The organism is Longispora albida DSM 44784 (assembly GCF_000379825.1).
Classification (GTDB): Bacteria; Actinomycetota; Actinomycetes; order Mycobacteriales; family Micromonosporaceae; genus Longispora; species Longispora albida.
On record NZ_KB903836.1, the window covers coordinates 366,103 to 389,096 of the forward strand.

General features: G+C 72.1%; 23 protein-coding genes. 8 read left to right on the forward strand and 15 right to left on the reverse strand.

Annotation, left to right across the window (positions count from 1 at the left end; genetic code table 11):
- Positions 1-45: 45 nt before the first annotated feature.
- Entirely contained in the window at positions 46-1,404 is a 1,359-nt protein-coding gene (locus A3G1_RS0127690; RefSeq protein ID WP_018352759.1) for an MFS transporter, read from the reverse strand.
- Positions 1,392-2,129 (reverse strand): glycerophosphodiester phosphodiesterase family protein, encoded by a 738-nt coding sequence (locus A3G1_RS0127695; protein WP_018352760.1) that lies wholly within the window; start codon positions 2,127-2,129, stop codon positions 1,392-1,394. The genes A3G1_RS0127690 and A3G1_RS0127695 overlap by 13 nt, the downstream gene beginning before the upstream one ends.
- Positions 2,130-2,242: 113 nt before the next feature.
- On the opposite strand from A3G1_RS0127695, the gene A3G1_RS0127700 reads away from it, so the two are divergent.
- A complete protein-coding gene (locus tag A3G1_RS0127700) occupies positions 2,243-3,490 on the forward strand; it encodes an MFS transporter (protein WP_018352761.1) in 1,248 nt (415 codons plus the stop codon).
- On the opposite strand, the gene A3G1_RS41960 is transcribed toward A3G1_RS0127700, so the two are convergent.
- Positions 3,477-4,439: a GNAT family N-acetyltransferase gene (locus A3G1_RS41960; RefSeq protein WP_245563603.1), complete on the reverse strand. Its 963-nt coding sequence runs from the start codon at positions 4,437-4,439 to the stop codon at positions 3,477-3,479. The genes A3G1_RS0127700 and A3G1_RS41960 overlap by 14 nt on opposite strands.
- Positions 4,440-4,665: 226 nt before the next feature.
- On the opposite strand from A3G1_RS41960, the gene A3G1_RS37175 reads away from it, so the two are divergent.
- Positions 4,666-6,249 (forward strand): Hsp70 family protein, encoded by a 1,584-nt coding sequence (locus A3G1_RS37175; RefSeq protein ID WP_051110682.1) that lies wholly within the window; start codon positions 4,666-4,668, stop codon positions 6,247-6,249.
- A 51-nt stretch (positions 6,250-6,300) separates the two neighbouring features.
- Here the strand turns inward: A3G1_RS37175 and A3G1_RS0127720 are convergent, their stop codons facing one another.
- Positions 6,301-7,524, reverse strand: coding sequence for a pyroglutamyl-peptidase I (locus A3G1_RS0127720; RefSeq protein ID WP_018352763.1), 1,224 nt, complete (start codon positions 7,522-7,524; stop codon positions 6,301-6,303).
- A gap of 153 nt (positions 7,525-7,677) precedes the next feature.
- Between A3G1_RS0127720 and A3G1_RS0127725 the strand changes: the two genes are divergently transcribed.
- Together A3G1_RS0127725 and A3G1_RS0127730 are read left to right on the forward strand one after the other, a co-directional pair.
- On the forward strand, positions 7,678-8,103 hold the full coding sequence (locus A3G1_RS0127725; RefSeq protein WP_018352764.1) for a hypothetical protein: 426 nt from the start codon (positions 7,678-7,680) through the stop codon (positions 8,101-8,103).
- Positions 8,104-8,185: 82 nt separating this feature from the next.
- Entirely contained in the window at positions 8,186-9,055 is an 870-nt protein-coding gene (locus A3G1_RS0127730) for a HEAT repeat domain-containing protein (protein WP_018352765.1), read from the forward strand.
- Positions 9,056-9,059: 4 nt separating this feature from the next.
- On the opposite strand, the gene A3G1_RS0127735 is transcribed toward A3G1_RS0127730, so the two are convergent.
- The 4 genes from A3G1_RS0127735 to A3G1_RS0127750 form a co-directional block, all read right to left on the reverse strand.
- Positions 9,060-9,821 (reverse strand): methyltransferase domain-containing protein, encoded by a 762-nt coding sequence (locus tag A3G1_RS0127735; RefSeq protein ID WP_018352766.1) that lies wholly within the window; start codon positions 9,819-9,821, stop codon positions 9,060-9,062.
- A 37-nt stretch (positions 9,822-9,858) separates the two neighbouring features.
- Positions 9,859-10,572, reverse strand: coding sequence for a UMP kinase (gene pyrH, locus A3G1_RS0127740; RefSeq protein WP_026212586.1), 714 nt, complete (start codon positions 10,570-10,572; stop codon positions 9,859-9,861).
- A 61-nt stretch (positions 10,573-10,633) separates the two neighbouring features.
- Complete coding sequence (locus A3G1_RS0127745; protein ID WP_018352768.1) at positions 10,634-11,998, reverse strand: hypothetical protein; 1,365 nt, start codon at positions 11,996-11,998, stop codon at positions 10,634-10,636.
- A 92-nt stretch (positions 11,999-12,090) separates the two neighbouring features.
- Positions 12,091-12,546: a GNAT family N-acetyltransferase gene (locus A3G1_RS0127750; protein ID WP_018352769.1), complete on the reverse strand. Its 456-nt coding sequence runs from the start codon at positions 12,544-12,546 to the stop codon at positions 12,091-12,093.
- 49 nt (positions 12,547-12,595) lie between these two features.
- Between A3G1_RS0127750 and A3G1_RS37180 the strand changes: the two genes are divergently transcribed.
- Complete coding sequence (locus A3G1_RS37180) at positions 12,596-13,606, forward strand: ArsR/SmtB family transcription factor (protein ID WP_018352770.1); 1,011 nt, start codon at positions 12,596-12,598, stop codon at positions 13,604-13,606.
- Positions 13,607-13,632: 26 nt separating this feature from the next.
- Here A3G1_RS37180 and A3G1_RS37185 read toward each other — a convergent pair whose 3' ends face one another.
- From A3G1_RS37185 to A3G1_RS0127770, 3 genes are all read right to left on the reverse strand, one after another.
- Positions 13,633-13,998 (reverse strand): peptidase inhibitor family I36 protein, encoded by a 366-nt coding sequence (locus A3G1_RS37185; protein ID WP_083937146.1) that lies wholly within the window; start codon positions 13,996-13,998, stop codon positions 13,633-13,635.
- 80 nt (positions 13,999-14,078) lie between these two features.
- The gene (locus tag A3G1_RS0127765; RefSeq protein ID WP_040479874.1) at positions 14,079-15,299 is read right to left on the reverse strand and encodes a cytochrome P450; all 1,221 of its coding nucleotides are present in this window, start codon (positions 15,297-15,299) and stop codon (positions 14,079-14,081) included.
- Positions 15,296-15,847, reverse strand: a complete 552-nt coding sequence (locus A3G1_RS0127770) for a TetR/AcrR family transcriptional regulator (protein ID WP_026212588.1) — start codon at positions 15,845-15,847, stop codon at positions 15,296-15,298. Before A3G1_RS0127770 ends, A3G1_RS0127765 begins: the two co-directional genes overlap by 4 nt.
- A gap of 113 nt (positions 15,848-15,960) precedes the next feature.
- Here A3G1_RS0127770 and A3G1_RS0127775 point away from each other — a divergent pair, with 113 nt between their 5' ends.
- The 3 genes from A3G1_RS0127775 (at position 15,961) to A3G1_RS0127785 (ending at position 19,018) form a co-directional block, all read left to right on the forward strand.
- Positions 15,961-16,446, forward strand: a complete 486-nt coding sequence (locus A3G1_RS0127775; protein WP_018352774.1) for a hypothetical protein — start codon at positions 15,961-15,963, stop codon at positions 16,444-16,446.
- An 11-nt stretch (positions 16,447-16,457) separates the two neighbouring features.
- Positions 16,458-17,351: an endonuclease/exonuclease/phosphatase family protein gene (locus A3G1_RS0127780; protein ID WP_018352775.1), complete on the forward strand. Its 894-nt coding sequence runs from the start codon at positions 16,458-16,460 to the stop codon at positions 17,349-17,351.
- A 308-nt stretch (positions 17,352-17,659) separates the two neighbouring features.
- Positions 17,660-19,018, forward strand: a complete 1,359-nt coding sequence (locus A3G1_RS0127785) for an outer membrane protein assembly factor BamB family protein (protein WP_245563607.1) — start codon at positions 17,660-17,662, stop codon at positions 19,016-19,018.
- Between the two features lie 19 nt (positions 19,019-19,037).
- Here the strand turns inward: A3G1_RS0127785 and A3G1_RS37190 are convergent, their stop codons facing one another.
- The 4 genes from A3G1_RS37190 to A3G1_RS39130 all read right to left on the reverse strand — a co-directional run bounded on the left by A3G1_RS37190 (position 19,038) and on the right by A3G1_RS39130 (position 22,991).
- Positions 19,038-19,967, reverse strand: coding sequence for an aminoglycoside phosphotransferase family protein (locus tag A3G1_RS37190; RefSeq protein ID WP_018352777.1), 930 nt, complete (start codon positions 19,965-19,967; stop codon positions 19,038-19,040).
- A gap of 70 nt (positions 19,968-20,037) precedes the next feature.
- Positions 20,038-20,451, reverse strand: coding sequence for a hypothetical protein (locus A3G1_RS0127795; RefSeq protein ID WP_018352778.1), 414 nt, complete (start codon positions 20,449-20,451; stop codon positions 20,038-20,040).
- A gap of 3 nt (positions 20,452-20,454) precedes the next feature.
- Positions 20,455-22,347 (reverse strand): dynamin family protein, encoded by a 1,893-nt coding sequence (locus A3G1_RS0127800; protein ID WP_018352779.1) that lies wholly within the window; start codon positions 22,345-22,347, stop codon positions 20,455-20,457.
- Positions 22,344-22,991 (reverse strand): nucleotide exchange factor GrpE, encoded by a 648-nt coding sequence (locus A3G1_RS39130; RefSeq protein WP_018352780.1) that lies wholly within the window; start codon positions 22,989-22,991, stop codon positions 22,344-22,346. The genes A3G1_RS0127800 and A3G1_RS39130 overlap by 4 nt, the downstream gene beginning before the upstream one ends.
- Between the last annotated feature and the right edge of the window lie 3 nt (positions 22,992-22,994).

Below are 22,994 nucleotides of genomic sequence, written 5' to 3' on the forward strand. Positions count from 1 at the left end.
ACACATGATGGAAATACCACTATTTGCGAAAAAAACTCAAATCGCTCATAGCGTGCTTGGCGGCGTGTTACCGGCCGCCACGATCGCCCTGCGCATCGGCACGGCGAGCAGCAGGAAGAAGCCAGCCACGAAGAACACCAGCAGCATGACGATGCCGGACCGGTAGGAGTGCGTCGCCTGGTACGTCAGGCCGAACACCAGCGGGCCCAGCCAGCTCATGCCCTTGTCGGCGAGCGCGTAGAAGCCGAAGTACTCGCCTTCCTTGCCGCGCGGGATCAGCTGGCTGAACAGGGAACGGCTCAGTGCCTGGCTGCCGCCGAGCACCAGGCCCAGCGCGACACCGAGCAGCATGAACGCCGCCGGATTCCGCGCGGGCAGCCAGAACGCGCTGAGCACCACGCCGATCCACAGGATCAGGGACAGCAGTACCGTCTTCCACGCGCCGATGCTCCTGGCCAGCCGGCCCAGGCCCAGCGCGCCGCCGAACGCCACGAACTGGATGAGGAGGATCGTGGCCGCGAGCACGTTCTGCTCCAGGGCCAGCTCCTCGGTCGCGTACAGGCTGGCCTGCGAGATGACGGTCTGGATGCCGTCGTTGTAGACGAGGTACGCGGCGAGGAAGAACAGGGTCAGCGGGTACTTGCGCATGTCGCGCAGCGTGTGCCCGAGCTGGCGGAACCCGGCGGTCAGCCGGTTGCCCGGCAGCACGCTCACCTCGACGGGCTCACGGTCCTTGAGCCGCGACACCGAGAACAGCATGAACCCGGCCCACCACACGCCGGCCGAGACGAGCACATAGCGCGCGGCACCGTTGCCGAAGGTGAACAGCGCGACCATGCCCAGTGCCAGGTGCAGTCCGCCGCCGATGTACCCCATCGACCAGCCGATGCTCGACACCGAGTCGCGTTTCTCCGGCCCGGCGAGCTGGGGCAGGAACGAGTTGTACACGACGGCCGCCGCCGACAGGCCCACCGTGGCGAGGATGAACAGCGCGCCGCCGAGCAGGTACCGCCCGCCGGTGACGAACCAGAACCCGCACGTCGCCGCGATGCCGAGCGAGGCCAGCCCGGTGAGCAGCCGCCGCTTGTGCCGGGACCTGTCGGCGATGGCGCCCACCACCGGCAGGGTCAGCACGGCGATGATCACGGCGACGGTGACCAGGTACGGGTAGTAGGAGCCGACAGCGATCTTGATGCCCAGCGGGTACAGGTAGCTGTCCGGGCACTTGTCGGTGGTGCAGCCGGCCGCCGTCTTCGCGATCGAGGTCAGGTACGGCGCGATGATCACCGCGGTGACGGTGGTGTAGAAAGCGTGGTCGGCGAAGCCGTAGAAGTACCAGCCGACGCGTTCCCTGCGGGTGCTGACGTCCGGGGTCTCCGGGCTGCTCTCCGCTAGCTTTTCCACAGGCCCCGCTCCTGGTAGACGTCGCGCAGCACTTCCACGCGATCGGTCATGATGCCATCAACGCCAAGATCGAGCAGCTCGCCGATCTGCGTGGCGTCGTCGATTGTCCACACGTGCACGCGGACGCCGTGCCGGTGCGCGGCCTCCACGAACCGCCGGGTGACGATCGCCAGCGGACCGTAGCGCACCGGAACCTGAGCCGCGATCCCCCCAGCGGGCTTTTTCCCGGCATACCGCAGCCCGGCGACCTCGCGCAGGGTGAGGGAGGTCGCGATGTGCGGGGCGGCCCTGCGGATCCGCAGCAGCCGCGCCGAGTCGAACGTCGCCAGCAGGCACCGCCCGGCCGCCCCGGCCCGGTCGATCGCCGCGACCGTCGGGGCGATGGCCGCCTCCGACTTCACGTCGATGTTCAGCCGGGCGTGCGGCCACTTCGCCAGGAGTTCCTCCAGGCTGGGGATCGGCTCGCCGTCGACGGTGAGCCGGGAGATCTCAGACCATTTCCTGGTACTGATGGAGCCGCGCACCCCGGTCAGCCGGGTGGTGTCCCGGTCGTGGAAGACCACGGCGACGCCGTCGGCGCTCGCGTGGACGTCAGTCTCGAGGTAGTCGTAGCCGAGGGCGATGGCCCGCTCGAACGCCGCGAGGGTGTTCTCAGCCCCGCCAGCGGCGCCGCCCCGGTGGGCGAAGGCGATCGGGCCGTCGGAGCCCAGGAAAGGATGCTGCACGCCGAGACACTACCGGTCAGTACAGCGGCTTGACGAGATAAGCGCACGGGTCGGCCACCACATATCGTGTCAGGCGCTGTCTCGCCCGAGGCGCACGACGGGGGTGGGGTTCGATGCGTGCCGTGATGTCGCCGGTCGTGGAAACCATCGCGGCGTGGCGCCGGCTGCCGCAGGTCGTCTGGTTGCTGACGGGGGCGCGTGCTGTCAACAGGCTCGGCGCGTTCACGATGGCCTTCCTGGCGATCGCTGTGACCGCCCGCGGCTTCACCGTCACGGACGCCGGCTGGCTGATGGCGGCATTCGGGCTCGCGGGCATCGTCTCCCGGCTGCTCGGTGGCCAGCTGGCCACCAGGATCGGTAAGCGCGCAACCATCGTCGCGGGGCTCGTGTCGACGGCAGCCGCGCAGTTAGCCCTCGCCGCATCGACGTCACGCCTGGCACTGGGTGTGGCGGTGATCGCTGTCGGGCTGGCATTCGAGATCTACGAACCGGCGAGCCAGTCCCTCATCAGCGACGTCACCAGCCCCGCCGCGCGGCCGGCCGCCTTCGGCCTGTTCGGTGCAGCGCTGGCCGCTGCAGGTATCGGCGCCGGCGCGCTGGCGGCGGCCCTCGGCGGGCTCGACGTGCGGTGGCTGTTCGTCGCCGACGCCGTCACATGCCTGCTGTGTGCGCTGCTGATCGCCGTGATCCTGCCCCCGGATGCCGCGACGGTCCTGCCCGTCGCTGAGGTACCGCGGGAGCGCGGCTCGTGGCGCGACCCGCTCCTGCTGGCGATGCTGGCCTCAGGTACCGCCTTCGCGGCGGTGTACCTGCAGGTGATGTCAACGCTGCCGCTGACAATGGCCCGCCACGGTCTCGGCGCGGGGGCCTACGGGCTGCTGCTCACTGTCTCAGCCGTCACCATCGCCGCAGGCCAGCCCCTGCTGTCCTCACGGCTGGCACCGGTGACTGCAATGGTCGCGGGCTACGCCCTGCTCGGCCTGGGCCTCGCGCTGAACGCGGTGGCGTCGAACCTGTCAGCGTTCCTCGCCGCAACGGTGATCTGGAGCATCGGTGACCTGCTCCTGCTCGGGCACGCCTACGCCCTGGTCACCACCATCGCCCCGCCGGGGGCCGCTGCCGGCTACCTGTCCGTCTACGGCACGAGCTGGGGCATCGCCGGGCTCGTGGCCCCGCTCGCCGGGACTCAGCTCCTCGCGCACGCTGGCCAGGCCTGGCTGTGGGCGGGGGCCGCAGCCTGCTGCCTGGCCCTCGCCGCCGTCCAGCCTCGGCTCAGCCGTGCGGCCAGGCGCCGCGCCCGGGCCTCTCAGCCGGTTCCGGACCTGTCTCCTGCCCGAGGGAGGGGTTCTACAGCGGCTTGACGAGATAAGCGCACGGGTCGGCCACCGCGTGCCGCGTCCCGGCCCTGTCGGTGTACTCGTAGTGGTCGAGGTAGCCGAAGCCGGTGCCGGCGTAGCCGAGGGCCTCGTACAGCGCCCGGGCGCGCCCGTTGGTGTCGTCCACCCCGAGGCCGATCCGCTGGACGCCGCGCTCGCGGGCCAGGCGCTCCATCTCGGTGATCATGGCCCGGCCGATGCCACGGGACTGGAGCCGCCCGGGCCACACCTGGAGCCCGTTGATCTCGGGGCAGCCCGGGAAGGCGGCCCGGACCTCGTCCTCCTTCGGCCCGCCCCACATCACCTCACCGGTGCCGGCCGGCCGCCCGCCGAGCCAGGCGACCAGGAACGTCGACGTGCCGTTGTCCTGCCGGGCGAAACGCTCGCCGTGGTTCTTGCGCGGCAGCCACTCCTCCAGCACCGGCAGGTCACTGGCCTGGCACTCCTTGAAGACCAGCAGACTTTTCTCGTACCCGATGCCGTCCGCGGCCGGCCCCGTCTCCGTGAAGCCCGCCTTGCGGAGGACGGCCTGCGAGCCGTGGTTGTCCACAGAGGTACCCGCCGTGAGCCCGGTCAGCCCGTACTCCTCAGCCGCCAGCCGCATCACCTCGGCGACGGCCCAGCTCGCCAGGCCCTTCCCTGCGGCCGGCTCGGCGATCCGGAACCCGAGCTCACCCCGCCCCCGCTCGATCTCGACGATGTTGACCCGGCCGAGGACCGCCCCGGCATCGTCCACGATCACGTGAAAGTGGTCGGTGCCCTCGTCCTGGTACCGCAGGAGCGCGGCGTGCCGCCCGGCGAAGTCCGCGAAGTACTCGTCGCCCCGGTCGGGGATGGTGCGGGCGAAGTAGGCCCGGTTGGCCAGCTCGAACGCGAGTACCGCCCCGGCGTGGCCGTCGGCGAGCCGTTCCACGCGCGCACCCAAGATCGTCATGCCCCGGATCGTAGGCACCCGCCGCCGGGGCCGCACGCGCGTTTCACTGCATCCGCAGCTCAGCGCGGCCTCTCCGATCATGGCCGGAAGGCGGGCATGGCGTCTGGCGGGTCTCCAGTAAGGTGCTCTCCATGCGTGGGCTTGCTCATGCAGCTCAGTGGTACCTTCGCGAACGCAGCCGGAAGGCGGGCATGGCGTCTGGCGGGTCTCCAGTAAGGTGCTCTCCATGCGTGCGCTTGCTATCGACTTCGGTACCTCCAACACCGTCGCCATGCTCCGCACCCCCGACGGCCGGGTCCGGCCACTGCTCTTCGATGGTTCGCCGCTGCTGCCGTCCGCTGTGTACCTGCAGCCGGACGGCCGGATCACGGTCGGCAAGGACGCCGAGCGCTCCGCCAGGCTCGACCCGAGCCGCTTCGAGCCGAACCCGAAGCGCCGGATCGACGACGGCTCGATCTTCCTGGGTGACCAGGAGATCCCGGTGCCGCGTGTGATGGCGTACGTGCTCGAGCAGGTGGTCACCGAGACCCGCCGCCAGCTGGGTGCCGCACCGGAGCGGGTGCTGATGACCCACCCTGCCCGCTGGGGTGAGCAGCGCCGCCGGCTGCTCGTGGAGGCCTCGCGGATCGCGGGCCTGCCCCAGCCGCAGCTCATCCCCGAGCCGGTCGGCGCGGCCTCGTACTTCACCGCCGTGCTCGGCTCTGGCGTTCCGGTCGGCCGCTCCCTGGCGATCTACGACCTCGGTGGCGGCACGTTCGACGCGACAGTGGTCCGCCGGACGCAGACCGGTTTCGAGGTGCTCGCCGAGGAGGGCCTGCCCGACATCGGCGGCGTCGACTTCGACCACGCGGTGATCGAGCACCTCGGGTCGACGTACGAAGCGAGCCACGCGGAGAAGTGGAAGCGGCTGATCACCCCGCAGGACCCGGGCGACCGCCGCCAGCGCCGCATGCTCTACGAGGACGTGCGGGGCGCGAAGGAGATGCTGTCGCGGACCTCGGCCGCCGACATCCACCTCCCGGCTCTCGACGTCGACGCGCACCTGACCCGCGAGGAGCTGGAGGCGCTGATCCGGCCGTACCTGGAGCGGACGGTCGAGTGCCTCAGCCGCACAGTGACCAGCGCTCGGCTGACGCCGCGTGACCTGGTCGGCATCTTCCTGGTCGGCGGGTCGAGCCGCATCCCGCTGGCCGCGCACCTGATCCACAGCGAGCTGGGCGTCGCCCCGACCACCCTGGAGCAGCCGGAGACCGTCGTGGTCGAGGGCGCGCTGTGCGTGGGTGGCGCGCCGACGTCCGGGTTCCGCCCGCAGTCGGGTGCCCCGCGTCAGGTCATGCCGCAGGCGCAGCGGGTCGCCCCGGCGGTGCCGCCGCGCCTGATGCCGCCGCAGGGCCGCCCGATGCAGCCCCAGCAGCAGGTCCAGCGGCCGATGGGGCCGCCGCAGCCTCAGCAGCAGCAGCGGCCGCCGGTCGCGCCGCCGCGCCCTCCGGTGATGGCTCCGCAGCCGCCCCGGCCGCAGATGCAGCCGCAGCAGCAGGTCCAGCGGCCCGTGTCGCCTCCGCCGCCTGTGCAGCAGCGGCCGCCGGTGGCCCCGCCGCGCCCGCCGGTCATGGCTCCGCGCCCGCAGCCCGTCCAGCCGCCGAGGCCTCAGCCGCAGCCGGTCCGGCCGCCGGTGATGGCCCCGCAGCCGGTGCCGGTGGCCGAGGAGAAGCGCTGGTACAAGGAGCCGGGGCCGGTTGTGCTGGTCGCGGTGTCCGGCATCCTGGTGCTGTTCTTCATCGGCCTGCTGGCCTGGGTGATCGGCAAGTAGAACGGTGTCACGTGTGGCCCGGGGCTGGTCCAGCCCCGGGCCACACGGCTGTCACAGGCCGGTCAGCAGGCGCGTGATCTGGCCGGTGATCGCGGCCTCGTTCGCCTCGAACTGGGGGCTGGTCAGCGCCCCGCCCGCCGGCAGCCCGTAGAGGACCGGGGTGTGCAGGTGCCCGCCCGGCATGGCGGGCAGGCCGCGTTCGAGCCGGAGCCGGTTGGTGCGGTAGGCGACCTCGTTGGACAGGTACCCGCCGCCTCCGCCGGCCACGGCCCGCGAGCCGGGGGTGGGGCCGTCCGGCCGGTACACGGGGGCGGTCTGGCCGGCCGGGATCTCGATGACCTCCGGGTTCAGCTCGGCGGGGAACGACCCGGTACCGGCGGCGATCATCGACGGGGCCGGCAGCGTGGTGGCGATGAACTCCGGGCCGGCGCCGAGGCCGGGCGCGTCGACCGGGTGGCTTTGGGTGCCGCCGGACAGCGCGCGGTCGTTGTCGGGGTACGGGTCGGCGGACCTGGCCCGGCCTGCCCAGCCCTCGATCGTGAACAGTCCCGGGTACCCCTGGCTGATCGTGGTGATCGCGTCGGCGGTGGCCAGCCGGGGGCCGAAGGCCCGCTCGACGATCCCGGCGTCGAAGTCGGCGTACCTGACGGGCAGCACGACGGACCGGATCTCGGCCGGTGCGCCGCTGGCCAGGGTGATCCGCCTGCCGTTGAGTGCCAGGGCGGCCGCGCCCGACGGGTTGGCCGTGCGCTGGTCGCCGTCGAGGCCGAACGGGTCGAAGCCGCTGACGAAGATCTTCTTCACGCCGGTACCGGAGGAGAAGGTGTTACCCAGCAGGCCCCGGCTGGCGTCTTCCCATGCCCGCGTGACGCTGGTCTTGTCCGCGGTGAACACCGGGGTCCACTGCCGGATCTGGAGCGAGAGCCTGAGCCGGGTCCAGTACAGCGGGCGGTCGTCGCCGGGGGCGAGGTCGCCGGTGCGGCTGCCCTGGGCGCGGCTGACGGCCGACTGCCACAGCGCCGTGCCCCAGCTGACGGCGAGGCTCTCGGCCTCAGCCTGCGTACGGGCCGTGCACAGCGCGGCCGGGAACCGGTCGGGCCACGCGCTCAGCCCGCCGCGCCGGATCAGCTCGGTGCTGGTGCTGCCGAGCCGGGACTGCTCGGCGGTGCCGGCGACGGCCGGATCGGTTCCGCAGACAGCGGCGGCGCTGGCGGGTGCTGGGACGGTGAGGGCCAGGCCTGCCGCGAGGGCGAGCGTGACAACTTTCCTGAACAAAGGGGCTCCTCGGAGCACGAGTGAGAGTGGAATGTCATACACTACTCAGCTCCGGTCCGGCCACTCAGGACACCCCGCACCACATCGGACCTGTCTCGCGGATCACGTCGCCAGGGACAGCCGCCGGCCGGGAGCGTCACTAGCATCAGCCATATGTTGAACGCGTTCAAGGCGCGGTGGCTGGCCTGGCCGCTCCTCGCGCTGGCGCTGACCGGCTGCCTCGGGACCTGCTGCTGCTGGAACTGGATCGGCCCCTCACCGGGCCTGGCCGCCGAGGACCTGTCCGGTGACTGGGACGGCCCGTTCGGCGGAACCCTGAACCTGCGCACGGACGGCACCTACACGATGCGCGACGTCGTCCTGTGTGGTGAGAGCGGCCGGGAGCGCGGTGGCAGCCCGGTCTCCCGCGAGGGCACATGGCGGCTGGCGGAGCCGGCCTTCCTCACGCCCACGCAGGCCGTCTACTTCGACGAGTCCGAACTCGGCACCAGCTACGCGGCCACCAGCGACGACAATCTGTTCTACTACGTCGGCGACCGCGACAGCGTCGACCTGTGCCACTTCACCCGGCCCGGCTAGGCGGCCGATTCCTGCTTGCTACCTTCTCGATCATCAATCACCGGCCTGCCGGGCACGGGCTCCGGCTCAGGGCCGGCTCCACATGGACCTGACGCCCGAGGAGATCGACACCCTCCTCACGGATTACATGTACGGGGACGACCGCGCCCTCGGCGGCCTGCTCGCAGCAGGTCCGGCGAGCCTCCGCCGGCTTCTGGCCATCCGGGTGGGCCGGGTAAATCCGGGCTGGGACATGGCGGAGATCATGGCCCGCGACCGGGACGAGTACCGGCGCCCCGGAGAAGCCCAGCTGCACCTTGCCCGCGCTTTCCCCGACATCTTCTTCTCCGAGGCTGCGGCGGACCCCGCGCTGGAATCGGTGGTGCTGGGAACGCTGGAGCACATCGAGGATCCGCGGGCTCTGCCGTTCCTGGAGCGTCAGCTGCGCAGCAGCAGCCCGGAGTCTCGCCGTCGAGCGCTGCGCGGGCTGGCCGTGCACGGGACGGCCAGCCACACGAACGCCGTCGTGGCGTGCCTGGCGGACCCCGAGGTGCGATCCGAGGCGGTTGACACGCTGGCGCGGCTGGGTGACGCCCGCGCGGCCGGGCCGTTGCTGCGCGAGCACCTGGCCGGCGACTCCCACTTCGCCCGGCACGCGGGGGAAGCCCTCGACCAGGTCGAGCAGCGCATCGGCGGGCCGCTCGTACCGCCGGTGTGGCGTGAGCTGGGTCCGGTGGAGTTCAGCGCCCAGGCCGTGATGGGGTTGCCGTGGTGCGTGGCCGAGGTCCTGGTCGAGCCCGGCCAGGACGTCCGAAGCGGCCAGCTCATGGCCGTCCTGGAGAACGACATTGTCTGCCAGGATCTGTGCGCGGACGGGCCCGGCACGGTCACCGAGGTCCGGATCGCGGCGGGCGGCCAGGTTCCGGAGGACGCCGTTGTTCTCGTCGTCCAGTCCCGCCGCCGGATCGGCTAGACGATCACATGCTGATGTGCCTGGCTACGACCAGGTACACGGTGAAGCCGGCGATGACCGGCCCCGCAGTGAGGCGGTCCAGCCAGGCCGCTGCCTCCTGGGAGTTCAGGGCCCCGTCGCGTACGGCGCGGGCGGTGTTGCGGGTGAGGCCGAGGAACTGGTCGGCGGACGGGAAGTCACGGAACAGGATCGGCACGGCCTCGGCGCTGTGGATCCCCAGGCCGGCCTGGGCGGACAGCCGTACTAGGTCACGGCCGATGGTGGCGTTGCGGACGCCGCCGGCCACGTACCGGGCGAACCGGCGGCTGACGTCAGTGTCCTCGTCGGCCACGGCGAGGGTGTCCCAGTCCGGTTCGGCCATGCCGAGCAGGCCACCCGGGCGGAGTACGCGGCGGGCTTCGGCGATCACGCGGGCCGGGCTGGCCACGTGCTGGAGGACGCGGTCGGCCCGGGCCCGGTCGGCGCTGGCGGCGGGCAGGGGCAGGTCGTGGAGGTCGCCCGGGGTGATGGTGACGTTCGGCAGGTGCGCGTACCGGCGGCGGGCCTCGGCGAGCATCTTCTCGTCGTGGTCGACACCGATGACGGTGCCGCCGGAACCGGCCGCCCCGGCGATGCGGCCCAGGTCGGTACCCGGGCCGCAGCCGAGGTCGGCGACCGTCTGCCCTGGACGGACGGCGAGCGCGCCGAGCAGCCGCCGCTTGTACGCCAGGCCGGCCGGGGCTGCGGCGGCCGCGTCCATGTACTCGATCGGGTCAGGAGTGTCCATCCCGTGATCCGATCACCCGGTTGTGCGGGAACCGTGGTCAGGAGATGCGGGTGCCGAGGTCCTCGCCTTCGCAGATCCGGCGCATGACGCCCCGCGCCGCGACGTCGAAGACGTGCATGGTGAGGTCGCGCTCGCCGGCCAGTACGAGAGCGCTGGTGTCCATGATCTTGACCTGTGCGGCGAGGGCCTCGGCGTGGGTGAGGGTGTCGAAGCGGACCGCGTCGGTGAACGTGTTCGGATCCTTGTCGTACACGCCGTCGACGCCGCGCTTGGCGACCAGCAGCGCGTCGGCGTCGAGTTCGAGGGCGCGCTGGACGGCCGGGTAGTCGGTCGTCACGTACGGCTGGCCGATGCCGCCGGCCAGGATCACGATCAGGCCCCGGTCGAGGTGCCGCATGGCGCGCAGCCGGATGAACGGCTCGGCGACGCTCTGCATCGGCATCGCGGTCATCACGCGGACGCTCGTGTCCGTGCGGGCGGTCAGCGCGCCGCGCAGCATGAGCGCGTTCATGACGGTGCCGAGCATGCCGATGTTGTCGGCCTCGGCGTGGCCGATGCCCCAGCCCTCGGCCATCCGGCCCCGGAAGTAGTTGCCACCGCCGACGACCACGGCCACCTGCACGCCCAGCTCGGCCACTGACAGCACCTCGTCGGCCAGGTGCGCGAGAGCTGCCGGGTCGGCGCCCCATCCGCCGCTTCCGGCGAGTGCCTCACCACTGAGCTTCAGGACCACTCTCTTGTACCGTGCCACAGCGCACCATCCTCCCCGTCCGGCCCGGCAGCGGCGCCGGGCCGGACGGAAGGCTACACGGTCAGACCGCCGGGTACTTCACGTCGGCGACGTAGGTGGCGGAGGTGTTGATGCAGTCGCGTACCTCGTGGCGTGGCGTCGCCGTGCCCGTCCAGCGCAGCATGCCCGTGGCACCGGTCGCGGCGGCGTTGTTGCGGAACCGGCAGCCGTCGTAGATCAGCTTGCCGGCGGTGGTGGCGGTGCTGGCGGTGGCCACCTCGTGGTACCCCATCAGGGCGCAGTCGGTGTAGCGGACCAGCGGGCCACGGGAGCCGCTGGTGTTGAACCGGTACACGTGGCTCTTCGTGCCGGCCGCCCAGCCGGTGTGGCCCTGCGCGGTGTCGTCGCAGGACACGAAGCTGACGCTGCCCTTGTACCACGACGAGTCGATCACCTTGTGCAAGTTGCTGCGCAGCTCGAAGCGGATGCCCTGCGCGTACAGCCGCATCACCGAGTCGGCCCGGCCGCCGAAGTCGCCGGTCAGCTCGAAGAACGTGCCGGGCTTGGTCTTGTCGATCAGGATGTAGGAGCCGCCGATGAAGTTCATCGAGCCGCCGCGCCGGTTGCGGACGAACACGCCGTGGTCGAACTCGACCTTGCACTCGCGGAACCAGTAGTTGAGGAACTGGTCCTGCTGGGTGGACTCCGTCCCGCCCATGCCCATCGTGAGGAACGCCTCGGAGTACGAGCCGCCGATGTCGCAGTGGTCGAAGCCCATCTCGCTGTTGAGGTCGGAGCGGTCCGGGATGCCGCTCGGGTGGCCGGGCACGATCGGGCCGCCGTCGAGGCCGATGCCCCGCTTCCACGCCCCGCGCCACTCCACGTCGGTGTACCAGGTGTCCTGCACGCCCAGGCCGTCCTTGGCCGAGTAGGCGTAGTTGAAGCTCGACGTCGGGTTGGTGCTGGTGAACGTGATGCCGGAGATCCGGATGTTCTTGTAGCGCCGGTCGTTCGTCCACAGCGTGGTGTCGTTGGCCGCCGGGGAGTACGTGATCCGGGTGATGCGCTTGCCGTACCCGGTGATGGTGATCCCGTCGAACACCTTGTTGTCCGTCGTACCCGATGTGCCGGGCAGCAGCGAGTCCGGCTGGGTGAGCAGGTAGTTACCCGGCGGGATGACCAGGATCTTCTTCAGCAGGTACCCGGAGATCTGGTCGGCCTGCTTCGCGCTGAGCAGCGCGGCGGCCGCGTCACGGAACGCCTGGTCACTGGGCTTCGTGCCCGTGTCGTCGGCGCCGAAGGCCCGCACGTCCACGGTGTACAGGTCGTGGCCGGTCTCCGCGGCCGCGGCCGGTGCCGCCCCGGCGGTGGTGCCAGCCAGCGCGCCGATGCCGAGCGCGCCGAGTACCACCGACCTGCGGCCGGGCTTGTGGTCCTGAGCCGTCATGGTTTTCCTCCCCTGGGTTGTTCTTGAAGATCAACTTGGCGATTATGCGCGGGGAGGGCAAGCGGGCGCCACATGATCATTGTCCACAGTGGTCAGCTGCGCAGGCTCAGCCCCAGGGCTGCGTGGCCGGTGGAGGGGCGGAAGCCCAGCTGCCGGTAGAGCGGCTCGCCTTCAGGTGTCGCCGCGAGGCCGATCCTGGTGACGCCCCGGTCCGCGTACCAGGCGATCAGCGCCGTCATGCACGCCCTGGACAGGCCACGCCTGCGCTGGTCAGGATCTGTCGCGACGTTGAGGATGTACCCGGCCTCCCCGGACGGGTTGCCGGGGTCGGCGAACCGCTGCTCGACGAGCCCGGCCGCGCACGCCGCCAGGCCGCCGCCCTCGCGATCGGCGACGAAGGCCGCCATGCTCCCGCCGGCCATCCGGTCGCGCATGGTGGCCGCGGCTGCGTCCTGCCACGCTCCGGCTTCCGCCCCGCCCAGCATCACGCCGCGCAGCCTGACGAGTTCCGGCACGTCGGCGGCCACGGCGATCCGTACTTCGATCATGGCCGGTACGGTACCTGTGCCGGCTTGGCGGCACGGAAGGGAGCTTGCGGTGGCGATCGTGATCGAACTCGGCGGCCCCGCGCCACAGTGGCTGGTGTCGCCGCTGGCCGAGCTGGGCTGGGCGTGGCACGGGCTCGCCTGCCCGGCCGGGCACCAGCTGGCCGTGTTCCCCGCCGGGATCCGGGCGCGGCTGTCCGGCTGGGCTTTCGCGGTGAGCGCGGTACGGGCCAGCGTGTTCGCCGACCCGGGCCTGCTGCCGGGGCCGTCGTTCGCCGATCAGCTCAACGCGCTGCGGCGGATGCCAGCCGGGGACTTCACGGCTGGGCTGCTCCGGCCGCTGCTGCGGGTACGGGGCCGGCCGGCGGCGGCTGACCGGGCTGGGCTGCTGAGCCTGGCCCGGGCGCGCGGGCCGGCGGTGCTGGACGTGGTGCGTGCGCTGACCCATGAGCCGGAGGAAGCCCGGGAGACGTTCACCGGCCTGCTGGCCGAGGCGTGGGAGGCGTTCGGGCCCGCGTGGGAGGCGACCGGGCCGGTACTGGCCGCCGAAGCCGCCCGCCGCGCCGCCCTCAGCCCGCGCCAGGCCCTGGCCGGGCTGTCCCCGGCCCTCACCCTCGACGTACCGGGCGCGCGGCTGACCGCCGACAAGGTGCAGAACAAGCGGCTCGTCACGGCGGGGCGGGGGCTGGTGCTGACGCCGACCCGGTACGGCGCCCCGCACCTCACGGTCTCCGACGAGCCGGGGCGGCCGGTGGTCGTGCACTATCCAGTGCCGGCTCCGGCCCGGGCGGCTGGCAGCCGGGAGACGGTGCGGCGGCTGGAGGTACTCGGACACCCGGCCCGGCTGGAGATCTGCCGGGCGATCGCCGTCGAGCCCCGGTCGGCACGCGAGATCGCCCGGCTGTGGGGGCTGGCCGAGCCCGCCGTCACCAAGCACCTGTCGGCGCTGCGGTCGGCGGGGCTGGTGCGGGCGGAGCGCGCGGGGCACTTCGTCCGGTACACGCTGGACAGTGAAGTGATCGCCGCGGTCGGGACGGACCTGCTGGACGTCCTCCGGCGCTGAGCAGGGCTCCGGAGGACGTCCAGCCGTCAGCAGGCTTTGAGGGAACTCACCCACGTGGGCCGGAAGTAGTCCCCGCTGTCGTTCGGCAGCACACCAACGACGTCACCCTCGTAGTAGGCGTGCTCGTAGAGGCACCAGTGCTTGTTGGTCCGGTTGATGAAGCTGCGGACGTTGTCGTTGAGCGATCCACCCAGGAACTGGCTGAGGTTGTCGGCTCCGTACCGGAACTTGGCCCAGTGGTAGCCATCCGAGAAGGTGTCGGCTTCCGAGATGCAGAAGTACCCGCTGGGGCACGGCCCAGCCGCCTCAGCGGGCGCGGCGGCGACGAGGGTCGCGGCGCTGACGGCCACGGCGAGGACGGAGGCCCTGATCATGCGTCGAGTCTTGTTCATGAGGCGACGCTATGCAGGCCGGATCGCGGGGAACAGGAAGTACACCGGCAGCTGAGCGGCAACTTGCCGACGTCCCTCTGTCACCCGGCCCGGACCGGCAGGCTCAGCGGGCCTCTGATCGTGGTCGTGAGGCGGCGCTGGACCCGGCCGGCCAGCCGCAGCCCAGGCAGGCGCTCGGCAAGGACACGGATCGCGGTGGCCGCCTCGTTCAGGGCGAGGGGCGCGCCGACGCAGTAGTGGATGCCGGCCGAGAACGCGAGGTGCGGCGGGCCGCCGGTCCGGTGGATGTCGAACACGCCGGGCCGGTCGTGGGCCTCGGGGTCGCGGCCCGTACCGCCGATCATGCTGAACACGAACTGCCCCGGCCGGATGTCCGCGCCTTCGAGCTGGACCGGCTCCTGGGCGACGCGGGCCACGCGCTGCACCGGCGGGTCGTACCGCAGGGTCTCCTCGACGGCCGCCAGGGCCAGCCCGGCTGGGTCCGCGCACAGGTCAGCCCACTGTGCCGGGTGGCGGAGCAGGGCGAGGACGCAGTTGGAGATCAGGTTCACGGTGGTCTCGAAGCCGGCGACGAGCAGCAGGTTGCACATCGGCAGCAGCTCGTGCGGGCGGATGCGGTCGCCGTTCGCGAGGAGGTGGCTGACGATGTCGGCGCGCGGTTCGCGGCTGCGCAGCTCGATCAGCCTGGTGAACAGGGCTTCGATGTGGACGCTGCTGGCCTGGAGGCTGGCGGCGTGCCGGAGGGAGCGGATGCCGTCGAGCGCGCTGCCGATGATCTGGCCGTGCCGGGCGAACTCCGCGGTGTCGGCGTCGGGGACGCCGAGCAGCTCGGTGATGACGGCGATGGGCAGCGGGGCCGCGAAGTCGTGTACCAGGTCGAATCGCTGCCCTTCCCGCCCGTCCAGCAGCTTGGCCGCCGTGTCCGTGATCCGTTCCGTGTACCCGGCGACGGCTTTCGGGCTGAACGTCGGCTGGGCCAGCCTCCGCAGCCGGGTGTGGCCGGGCGGGTCGAGGGCGAGGAACGACAGGTCCAGGCCCGGCTCGCCCTGCGCGGACGGTACTTCGACGCCGAAGCGGCGGTCGCGCAGTACCTGGCCCGCGACGCGGTGGCTGGCGGTCATCCAGTTGCCGAGCCGGGTCGGGGTGAGCGGGCCGCGTGCCCTGATCCGGGCGTAGACCGGGTACGGGTCGCGCTGGCCGGGCGGCAGGTGCAGCAGGGCCATCGGGTCGCGCCTGGCGTACCCGGCGAACGCGATCTCCATTCGCTGGGCGAGCAGCGTCCTGACCAGTGCGAGTCTCATCGCTGGGCTCCCACTCCGCCGAGGAACGCCGACAGGGCCAGGCCGGGCGCGTCGCGGGGCGCGAGGTGGCCGGTGCGCACCGACTCGGCGGCGACGTAGATGACCGAGTAGAAGATGCGCTGGATCCACCAGTCCGGCAGGCCCGGCGCGATGACGCCCCGGGCGCGGGCGGCCAGCAGCACGCCGAGGCCCCGGCTCTCGGCGCTGATCCAGCGCTGGCCGATGTCCGGGGAGTGGTCGAAGGCCGGCGTGCGCCACAGGAAGGCGAGCTGCTGCCCGATCGGGATGACCGCCGCCATCATGGCCAGCAGGCCGCCGTCGGCGCTGTCGCCAGGGTTGATGCCCGTGACGGCGGCGTCCCACTGGTCGATCACCCGGTGGCCGACGGCTTCGAGCAGCGCCTCGCGGGTCGGGAAGTGCTTGTGGAGGGTGGTGCGGCCGATCCCGGCGGCCTCGGCGACCTGGGCGAGCGAGGCCGCCGGGTCGGCCACCAGCACCGTGGCCGCGACGTCCAGCAGGGACACTGTTGTCCGGATGCGAACACTCATGTTCGCAACAGTACATCGAAGCCCGCGATCGTCCACAGCGGAGGTTCCCGGAAGGCTGCCGGTGACGGGCAGTCACTGGGGCCTGCGGCTGGGCCGTTCGTACGGTCGGGGTCATGACGATCCTTCCGCGCAGCGCCGCCGTCGCCCGGTTCAGTGCCGACCGGCAGCTGCTGCTCGACATCCCGGTAGCGGAGCTGGCCGTCCGGCGCGACGGCCTCGGCGAGCCGCTGGAGAGCCTGCACGACGTGCTCGCGCACGTGCTGATGTGGGACGAGATCAACCTGGCTGTGCTCACTGAGGCCCGGGCCGGCCGGGCGCACTGGAGCCTGGACGCCCGCTGGGAGACGCCCGCCGCCGGCCGGCTGCTCAACGCTGGCGGGGTGCTCGCCGCCCGGGACGTGCCGGGCGCGCTGCTGGCGCACCGGTTCCGGGTGGTGACGGATGCTGTGCGCGCGGAGCTCACCCGGTACACGGAAGAGGAGTGGCTGGCCCCGATCGGCCTGAAGGGCGGCAGCGTCGGCGGGCTGGCACAGTATGTGATGACGGGCCCGGACGAGGAGTCCTACCGGCACGCGATCTACCACCTGGACCGCGGCTAGGATCGGCTCGCATGAGAGCAGCCCTGCCAGCGCTGGCCCTCGCCTGCCTGCTGGCCGGGCACGGCCTGGTGCCCAACGCAGGCCCCCGCCTCGGCAGCCTCCTGGAGATCTTCCTGCCGTGGCTGGGCCTGGGGGTCCCGGTGCTGCTGGTCTGTGGCCGCCGTTCGCCCTCAGCCCGGGCCGCGCTGGCCGTGCTGTCGATGGTGTGGCTCGCGTTGTTCGGCGGGCAGCTCACCGGTCCCGGGCCCGCCGCTGGCCTCACGGTCGTGCAGCACAACGTCAGCGACGAGAACCCCGACCCGGCGGGGACCGCGCGTGCGCTGCTGGCCGCCGGCCCGGATCTGATCGCCCTGGAGGAGGTCGTGCCAGGAGCGCTGTGCGCCTATCAGGCGGTGCTCGGGCAGAGCCACCCCTTTCATGGTGTACGGGGGACAGTGGGCCTGTGGTCGAGGTACCCGCTGTCGGAGGTGCGCACCGTCGACATCAGGCCGGCCGCCATCACCGGCGACTGGAGCCGTGGCCTGCGTGCGGTCGCCAGCACCCCACGCGGCGATGTCACCGTGTACGTGGCGCACCTGCCGTCGATCCGGCTCGGGCCTGCGGGGCTGCGGTCTGCGCTGCGGGACGAGAGCGCCCGGCTGCTCGGCGCGGCCCTCGCCGCCGAGCCTCCGGGGCCGCTGATCGTGGCCGGTGACTTCAACGCCACGCTCGGCGACCGGGGGCTGGCTCCGGTGACCGGGCGGGCCGGCTCGGCCAGCGGCCGGTTCGCGTTCAGCTGGCCTGCTTCGTTCCCCGCCGCGCGGATCGATCACGTGATGGCACGGTCGGCCACTGTGGCCGATGTTTGGGTACTTCCCGCGACGGGTAGCGACCATCTGCCGGTGGCGGCGACCGTGATCCTGTGAGCCGCTGCTGGTGTGACAGCTTCATCCGGGTACGCACCTCACCCGGCTGCGCGTACTGGCGTGGCGTGACCGGGCAGGTGCGCTCCGGCGTGGTACCGGCCGCCCGTACGGCCCGCCGCGCCGGTGGGTACGCGGAGGGAACGGCCCGGCACGTGTGGAGGCGTCGCCGGGGCGCGCGGGAAGGCAGCCCGCCGCGCCAGCCAACAGTTCCTCTCCGCCCGGCGGCGGTGCCCAGTCTGTGGGTACCGCCGCCCTTCGCTGACGGCCCCCACGGTTTCCGGCTGTGCGGCTAGAGTCCGGTCGTGTCGATGATTGACCTCGGCGATGTGTCGGAGCCGGAAACCGCGCCGCGTCCTGCGGTCTCCCGGCGGCCACGGGGCCCGGGATGGCTGCGGCGCGTCACGGCCGGCGTGGCCGCCGTCGCTGTGCTCGGCCTGTGCGCCGCCTCGGGTACCCCGGCGGCACCCCGGCTCGAACTCGTGTACGCCGACCCGGTCCCGCACAAGCTCGACCGGCCGGACAGCCCGCACGACGTCGCGATCCTCCTCGACGGCGATGCCCTGTACGTGGCCAGCAAGGACTCCGTCGAGCGCCGGGACCTGACGCGCGGCGGGCAGGTCACGTGGCGGGTACCGGTGCCCCCGGGACAGAACCCGCCCCGGCTGAAGGCCGCCGGTGGCCTGGTGCTCGTGACGGGCGCCCCGGAAGGGAAACCCTCGGCGACCGTGGCCCTCGGCGCGGACGGCAAGGAGCGCTGGCGGGCCGGAGGCGAGCCCGAGCACGTGCTGAGCAACGGCTACGTGCTGTTCTCCGGGTCGGAGTACGCAGCCGTGGAGTTCGCGACGGGCAAGGTGCTGTGGCAGTCGAAGTACGGCGGGGAGTACCTCTTGGACGCGTCCGGCCAGCCGGTCTGGCCGGCCCGGCTGGCAGGTTTGTCCTCGACTGTGGGCCTGGACAAGTACAAGACCGAACTCGTGCTCCGCGATCCGGCCTCGGGTAAGGAACTCGCCAGCACCGTGCTGCTGTCCTACACCGCGCCAGGCAGCCGCGGGAGCGCCAGTTACGGCGGGGATCTCGAACGCGTCCTGGCCGTGCCGGGCGCGGTGCTGGTCCAGACCGGTGGTTACCTGAGGATCGGCGACACCAGGTTCTCCGTGCCGTCCGAGCTGCGTTCGTTCGGCGCTGACCTCACGCCGGCCCGGCCGGCCATCCCGTTCGCCGAGGGCGTGCACCTCCGGCGCTGCGGCCGGCACCTGTGCGGGGAGTCCGGGAGGTTCGGGTCGCTCGCCGGCACCGAGAGGTTCGTGCTCGATCCGGCGACGGGAGCGCGGCTGTGGTCGAGCCCGCACGACGGGCTCATCAGCACCGGCGGGACGGTGCTGATCCCGGCGTCGCGGGCGTGGAAGTACTACATCGGCGATCCGGCCTCGCCCGGCCAGCTCCAGGAACTGCCGGGATGGCGTCCGGTCGTGGGTGCCGCCGGGCCGCGCGGGCTGCCCGTCCAGCGGTTCGCGGCGGACCACTGGCTCGGGCTGCTCGATCCGGGGAGCCGGTCGGTGCGGGTGGCCGGCAAGATACCCGCGCGGCTGGAGGAGGGCGTGGCTTCCGGCTCCTACTTCGCCGGCTTCGACGACGCCGGCGTGCTCCGGGTCTGGCGGCTGCGGTGAAGCGTCCACCCCGGTGTCCTCACGAGGCCGGCTGACCCTGGATACCTGGCGGGCGTTGCGGCGCGACGACGCGTCCGAGCTGTGCTCTGGCGAGGTCCTGCGCCCGGGTGTCGGCCGTCCCGGGATCGTTGGAGAGCCCGAAGTTCAGGAACGACAGGCCGAAGACCGCCGCCCAGGCTCGCCCGCGATGCCAGGTCGCCGCGGAGACCTGTCCGTAGGCGTGCCAGAAGCCGCTGTGCGCGTCGGGGTCGAAGAGCCACCAGAGCGCGGCCAGGTCCGTTGCGGCGTCTCCGGCAGCCATGTCGCCCCAGTCGAGAACGGCGGCGATCCGGCCATCACGCACGAGTACGTTGCGGGGGTGCAGGTCGCCGTGCAACCAGAGGCGTTCGCTGCCGGGCTCAGCCGCCAGGCCCCTGTCGAAAACAGCGCGGGCCGCCGTGATCAGCGCGCGATCGCCGGTCGTCGCCGGATGTTCGGTCCACTCCGTGACCGAGGACTGGCGGTGCCCGAGCGGCACTCCGCGGAACGGGTTGGACGGGGCGTCCGCAGGCGCGGGCACGTGAAGCGCGGCGAGGAAGCGGCCCAGGGCAGGGGCTTCGGCCCGGTCGAGCGGAGCGTGCTCGGCGGTGTTCCCGTCGTACCAGGGAGCCACGCTCCAGGGCCACGGGAAGTGCTCGCTGGGCCCCGCCGCGACGACTGGTGCCGGTACCGGCACGGGCAGGTGCGGGGCAAGTATCGGAAGCCATCGCTGCTCGTTCGCGTGGAGGCTGCCGGAGACCGCCCGCCGGGTGATCCGCAGCGCCAGGGCGTCGCCGAGGCGCCAGATCACGTTGTCCCACCCGTTCGACACCGGGGCGAGCGGGAGGCCGGCCAGGTGCGGGGCCTGGTCGTGCAGGAGACGCCGCAGGAGGGCCTCGTCGATCTCGGCGGGGGCGCCCGGATCACTCATCACCCGGGAAGCACTCTCTCCACATGGTCCGGGCCCGCAGCGCGCTGCGGGCCCGGACCATGACGTACTTCTACTGGCCGGGCTGCCAGAACCGCGCGAGGTTGCTGGTGGCCGGGTCCTCGGAGGCCACGGCGTCTTCCCAGGTGCCGCCCTCGGAACCGTTGTAGGACAGCACCTCCGGGGCCTGCGGGTCCTCGACCGGCTCGGTGTAGCCGGCCTGGTCACCGAGCAGCGCCGGGTCGGCCCACGGGAAGCCGTCGACGGGTTCGGGGGCCGGGAAGTCCAGCTGCGGCGGGAACGTGCCCGTGGCGTCGCCGTCCGGGTCCAGCCCGTCGAGGCCGTCGCCGTGGGTGTCCTCGTAGCCGGGGCCCTCGTCGTGGTGGGTACCGGCGCCGTGGTCACCGCTGTCGTCGTAGCCGGCGGCCTGCCCGTCGTCGTACCCGCCGTCGGGGTATCCGGTGCCGTAGTCCTCGTCGTGGTCCATGACCTACTCCTTGGCTTCGGCCGGGCCGGCCGGCGTGATCGAGCGGACCCGGATCAGCACCTCGTCGATCTGCTTGAGCCGGGCGCGGACCGCCTCGCGCTCGGCGACCAGGGCCGTGCGCTTCTTGCTCCGGCTGGCCTTGTCCTCGGCCATCGCCTTGTCGATGTCGGCGATGTGGTCGTCGAGCTGCTTGAGGCGGCGCTCGATGGCGTCGTCGAGGGCGAGGGTCAGGGCGTACTGCAGGTCGGTGAAGCGGTGCATGATCTCGTCGGACAGTGCCGCGCGGGCCTCGCCGAGGACCTCACGGAGCCACACCTTCGCCTGGGTCTTGTCGCCGGCGACCTTCCGCCGGTACAGCATGAACGCACCGGCCGCCAGACCCAGGGCGATGCCGACGCCGGGGATGATCAGGCCGCCGCCGACCACGCTGCCGACGCCCATCGCGCCGACGCCGGCCATCGCACCCCGGCCGGCCATCATCGCCATGCCGGCCGTCGACGTGATCATCATCAGGTTGTCCTGGCCGCCCTCGCGGCGGGGCTTGGTGGCGATGGCGTGCCGGAGCTTCGCGTTGAGCCTGCGCAGCACGACGCCGAGTTCCTGCTGGCTGAACACGCTGGCCAGGATCCGCTCGCCGATCTTGCGGAAGCGGAACTCCAGGTCGCTGGACAGCCGCACGCTCAGGGCGTGCAGTGCCCGGTCGACCTCCTGCGGGAGGGCCTTGACCGTGCCGGCGTTGCCCTTCTCGATCTTGGTGAGCATCTCCTCCTGGAGCTTCGAGACGTACGTGCGCAGCAGGCCGGTGGCGTCCACCCTGGCCCGCGACGTCTCGGTGTTCAGCGCCAGCGACCACTGCTTGGACTCGGAACGCTTGCGGGAGGCGACCTTGGCGCGTTCGTCCTTGGCGCGCTGCGCGTCGTTCGGGTCGGGGTCGGTGGCCTTCATCCGGTCACCGATCTCGATGTCGCAGCGGACCAGCTCGCTGCGCAGCATGCGCAGCACGTTGGACTGCTGGAGGATGTGGCCCTTGCTGGCCAGGTCCACCAGGGCGTGCTGGAGCTGGCCGACCTTCGACTCCTTGATCAGCTCGCGGCCAGCGTCGGGCGCCAGGGTCATGGCCAGCTCGGCCAGGCGCGCCGACACCGGGAAGAACGGGGCGCTGCCGAACCGCGGCGCGTGGGCCTGGAGGTGGTTGCGGTTGTCGTCGAGGATCGTCCGCCAGCCCGGGTACGCGTCGACCTTGGTGAGGGCGAACACGACGAAGTTGACCCGCTTGCTGGCTTCGAGGAGGAAGTCCAGCTCCGGCTTCGAGAACGGTGAGGACGCGTCGACGACGAACAGCAGCGCGGTGGCCCGCTCGACGGCGTCGAGGGCGATCTCGGCGTGCAGGGAGTCCAGGCCGCCGACGCCGGGCGTGTCGACCAGCGTCATGTACTTCAGCAGCGGCGCGGGGTGCGCGACCTCGATCCTGCGGGGCGGGCGCATGCCGTCGGGCATCCGGCCGAGGACGGTGCCCCAGTCGCGCAGGTCGCCGGCGTTGAGGGTGATCGGCAGCTCGTGGCCGGGCACGTGGGCGCGGACGGACTGCCGGTCGTCGTGGGTGAACTCCAGGTACGAGCTGGTGGCGACGGCCGCGTCGACGGGCGACAGGCCGGGCACGCCGATCAGCGCGTTGGTGAGGGAGCTCTTGCCGCGTTTGGTCTCGCCGACGACGACGATGGACGGGCGGGCGATCTCCCGGCGGCGTACCGCGTCGAGGTCGGCGGCGGCGTCCGCGTCGATCTTGCGGAGGAACGCGAGGCCGCCGTCGATGGCGGGCTTGAGCATCTTGCCGAGGTCCGGCTTGGCGCCCTGGGCGGGTGGCGGGCCGGCGGGCTTGGCGGCGGGGGCTGTCACTGGCCGTCCCGGTAGACGGTGACGACGGGGGCGCGCAGCACGGTACCCCGGTCGGTGTATCCGGCGACCTCGACGGCGGCGATGGTGCCGGCCTGCTCGGGTGTCGGTGACGGCGCGGAGCCGCCGGCCTCGTGCTGGGCCGGGTCGAAGCGGGCTCCGACGGGGGTGATGGTGGCGACGCCCACCTCCGACAGCGCCCAGCCGAGCCGGTCGGCGATGGCTTTGCTGCTGGCGCGGTCGCGGACGTACACGGCGGTCTTGATCAGGGTGTCGCGGTCGCTTTCGAGGGCTGCGACGACGGCCGGGTCCGGGCCTGCGGCCACGGGCTGGGCCGGGGCTGGCTTGGCGGCGGGCGCGGGGGTGGTGCGGATGAACGCGGTGGCGCCGAGGACGAGGCCGCCGGTGATCAGGACGCCGAAGACGCCGGCGGCGGCCGGTACGATCCCGAACTCGCTCCTGGGCTCGCAGTTGCGGGAGACGGGCTTGAGCGGCCCGGCGCCCGGCAGCTCACCGGGCCGGGTCTCGGGAGCCATGACGGTCGTGCATTCTTCGTGGCTGGTCGTCAGGCCGGCCACCACTCCGGTGAGCACGGCGACGATCGCGGTGAGGCCGGCCGCTGCGGCGCGCAGGATGCTGGGGGACATCTC

Bases quoted from the DNA above. Each gene is read 5' to 3' on its own strand.
- A3G1_RS37175 (WP_051110682.1), top strand. From the start codon at position 4,666: ATGCGTGCGCTTGCTATCGACTTCGGTACCTCCAACACCGTCGCCATG.
- A3G1_RS0127795 (WP_018352778.1), bottom strand. From the start codon at position 20,451: ATGGACCACGACGAGGACTACGGCACCGGATACCCCGACGGCGGGTAC.
- A3G1_RS0127785 (WP_245563607.1), top strand. From the start codon at position 17,660: ATGATTGACCTCGGCGATGTGTCGGAGCCGGAAACCGCGCCGCGTCCT.
- A3G1_RS0127775 (WP_018352774.1), top strand. From the start codon at position 15,961: ATGACGATCCTTCCGCGCAGCGCCGCCGTCGCCCGGTTCAGTGCCGAC.
- A3G1_RS0127770 (WP_026212588.1), bottom strand. From the start codon at position 15,847: ATGAGTGTTCGCATCCGGACAACAGTGTCCCTGCTGGACGTCGCGGCC.
- A3G1_RS0127725 (WP_018352764.1), top strand. From the start codon at position 7,678: ATGTTGAACGCGTTCAAGGCGCGGTGGCTGGCCTGGCCGCTCCTCGCG.
- A3G1_RS39130 (WP_018352780.1), bottom strand. From the start codon at position 22,991: ATGTCCCCCAGCATCCTGCGCGCCGCAGCGGCCGGCCTCACCGCGATC.
- A3G1_RS0127765 (WP_040479874.1), bottom strand. From the start codon at position 15,299: ATGAGACTCGCACTGGTCAGGACGCTGCTCGCCCAGCGAATGGAGATC.
- A3G1_RS37190 (WP_018352777.1), bottom strand. From the start codon at position 19,967: ATGAGTGATCCGGGCGCCCCCGCCGAGATCGACGAGGCCCTCCTGCGG.
- A3G1_RS41960 (WP_245563603.1), bottom strand. From the start codon at position 4,439: ATGACGATCTTGGGTGCGCGCGTGGAACGGCTCGCCGACGGCCACGCC.
- A3G1_RS37185 (WP_083937146.1), bottom strand. From the start codon at position 13,998: ATGAACAAGACTCGACGCATGATCAGGGCCTCCGTCCTCGCCGTGGCC.
- A3G1_RS0127735 (WP_018352766.1), bottom strand. From the start codon at position 9,821: ATGGACACTCCTGACCCGATCGAGTACATGGACGCGGCCGCCGCAGCC.
- A3G1_RS0127750 (WP_018352769.1), bottom strand. From the start codon at position 12,546: ATGATCGAAGTACGGATCGCCGTGGCCGCCGACGTGCCGGAACTCGTC.
- A3G1_RS0127730 (WP_018352765.1), top strand. From the start codon at position 8,186: ATGGACCTGACGCCCGAGGAGATCGACACCCTCCTCACGGATTACATG.
- A3G1_RS0127700 (WP_018352761.1), top strand. From the start codon at position 2,243: ATGCGTGCCGTGATGTCGCCGGTCGTGGAAACCATCGCGGCGTGGCGC.
- A3G1_RS0127780 (WP_018352775.1), top strand. From the start codon at position 16,458: ATGAGAGCAGCCCTGCCAGCGCTGGCCCTCGCCTGCCTGCTGGCCGGG.
- A3G1_RS0127745 (WP_018352768.1), bottom strand. From the start codon at position 11,998: ATGACGGCTCAGGACCACAAGCCCGGCCGCAGGTCGGTGGTACTCGGC.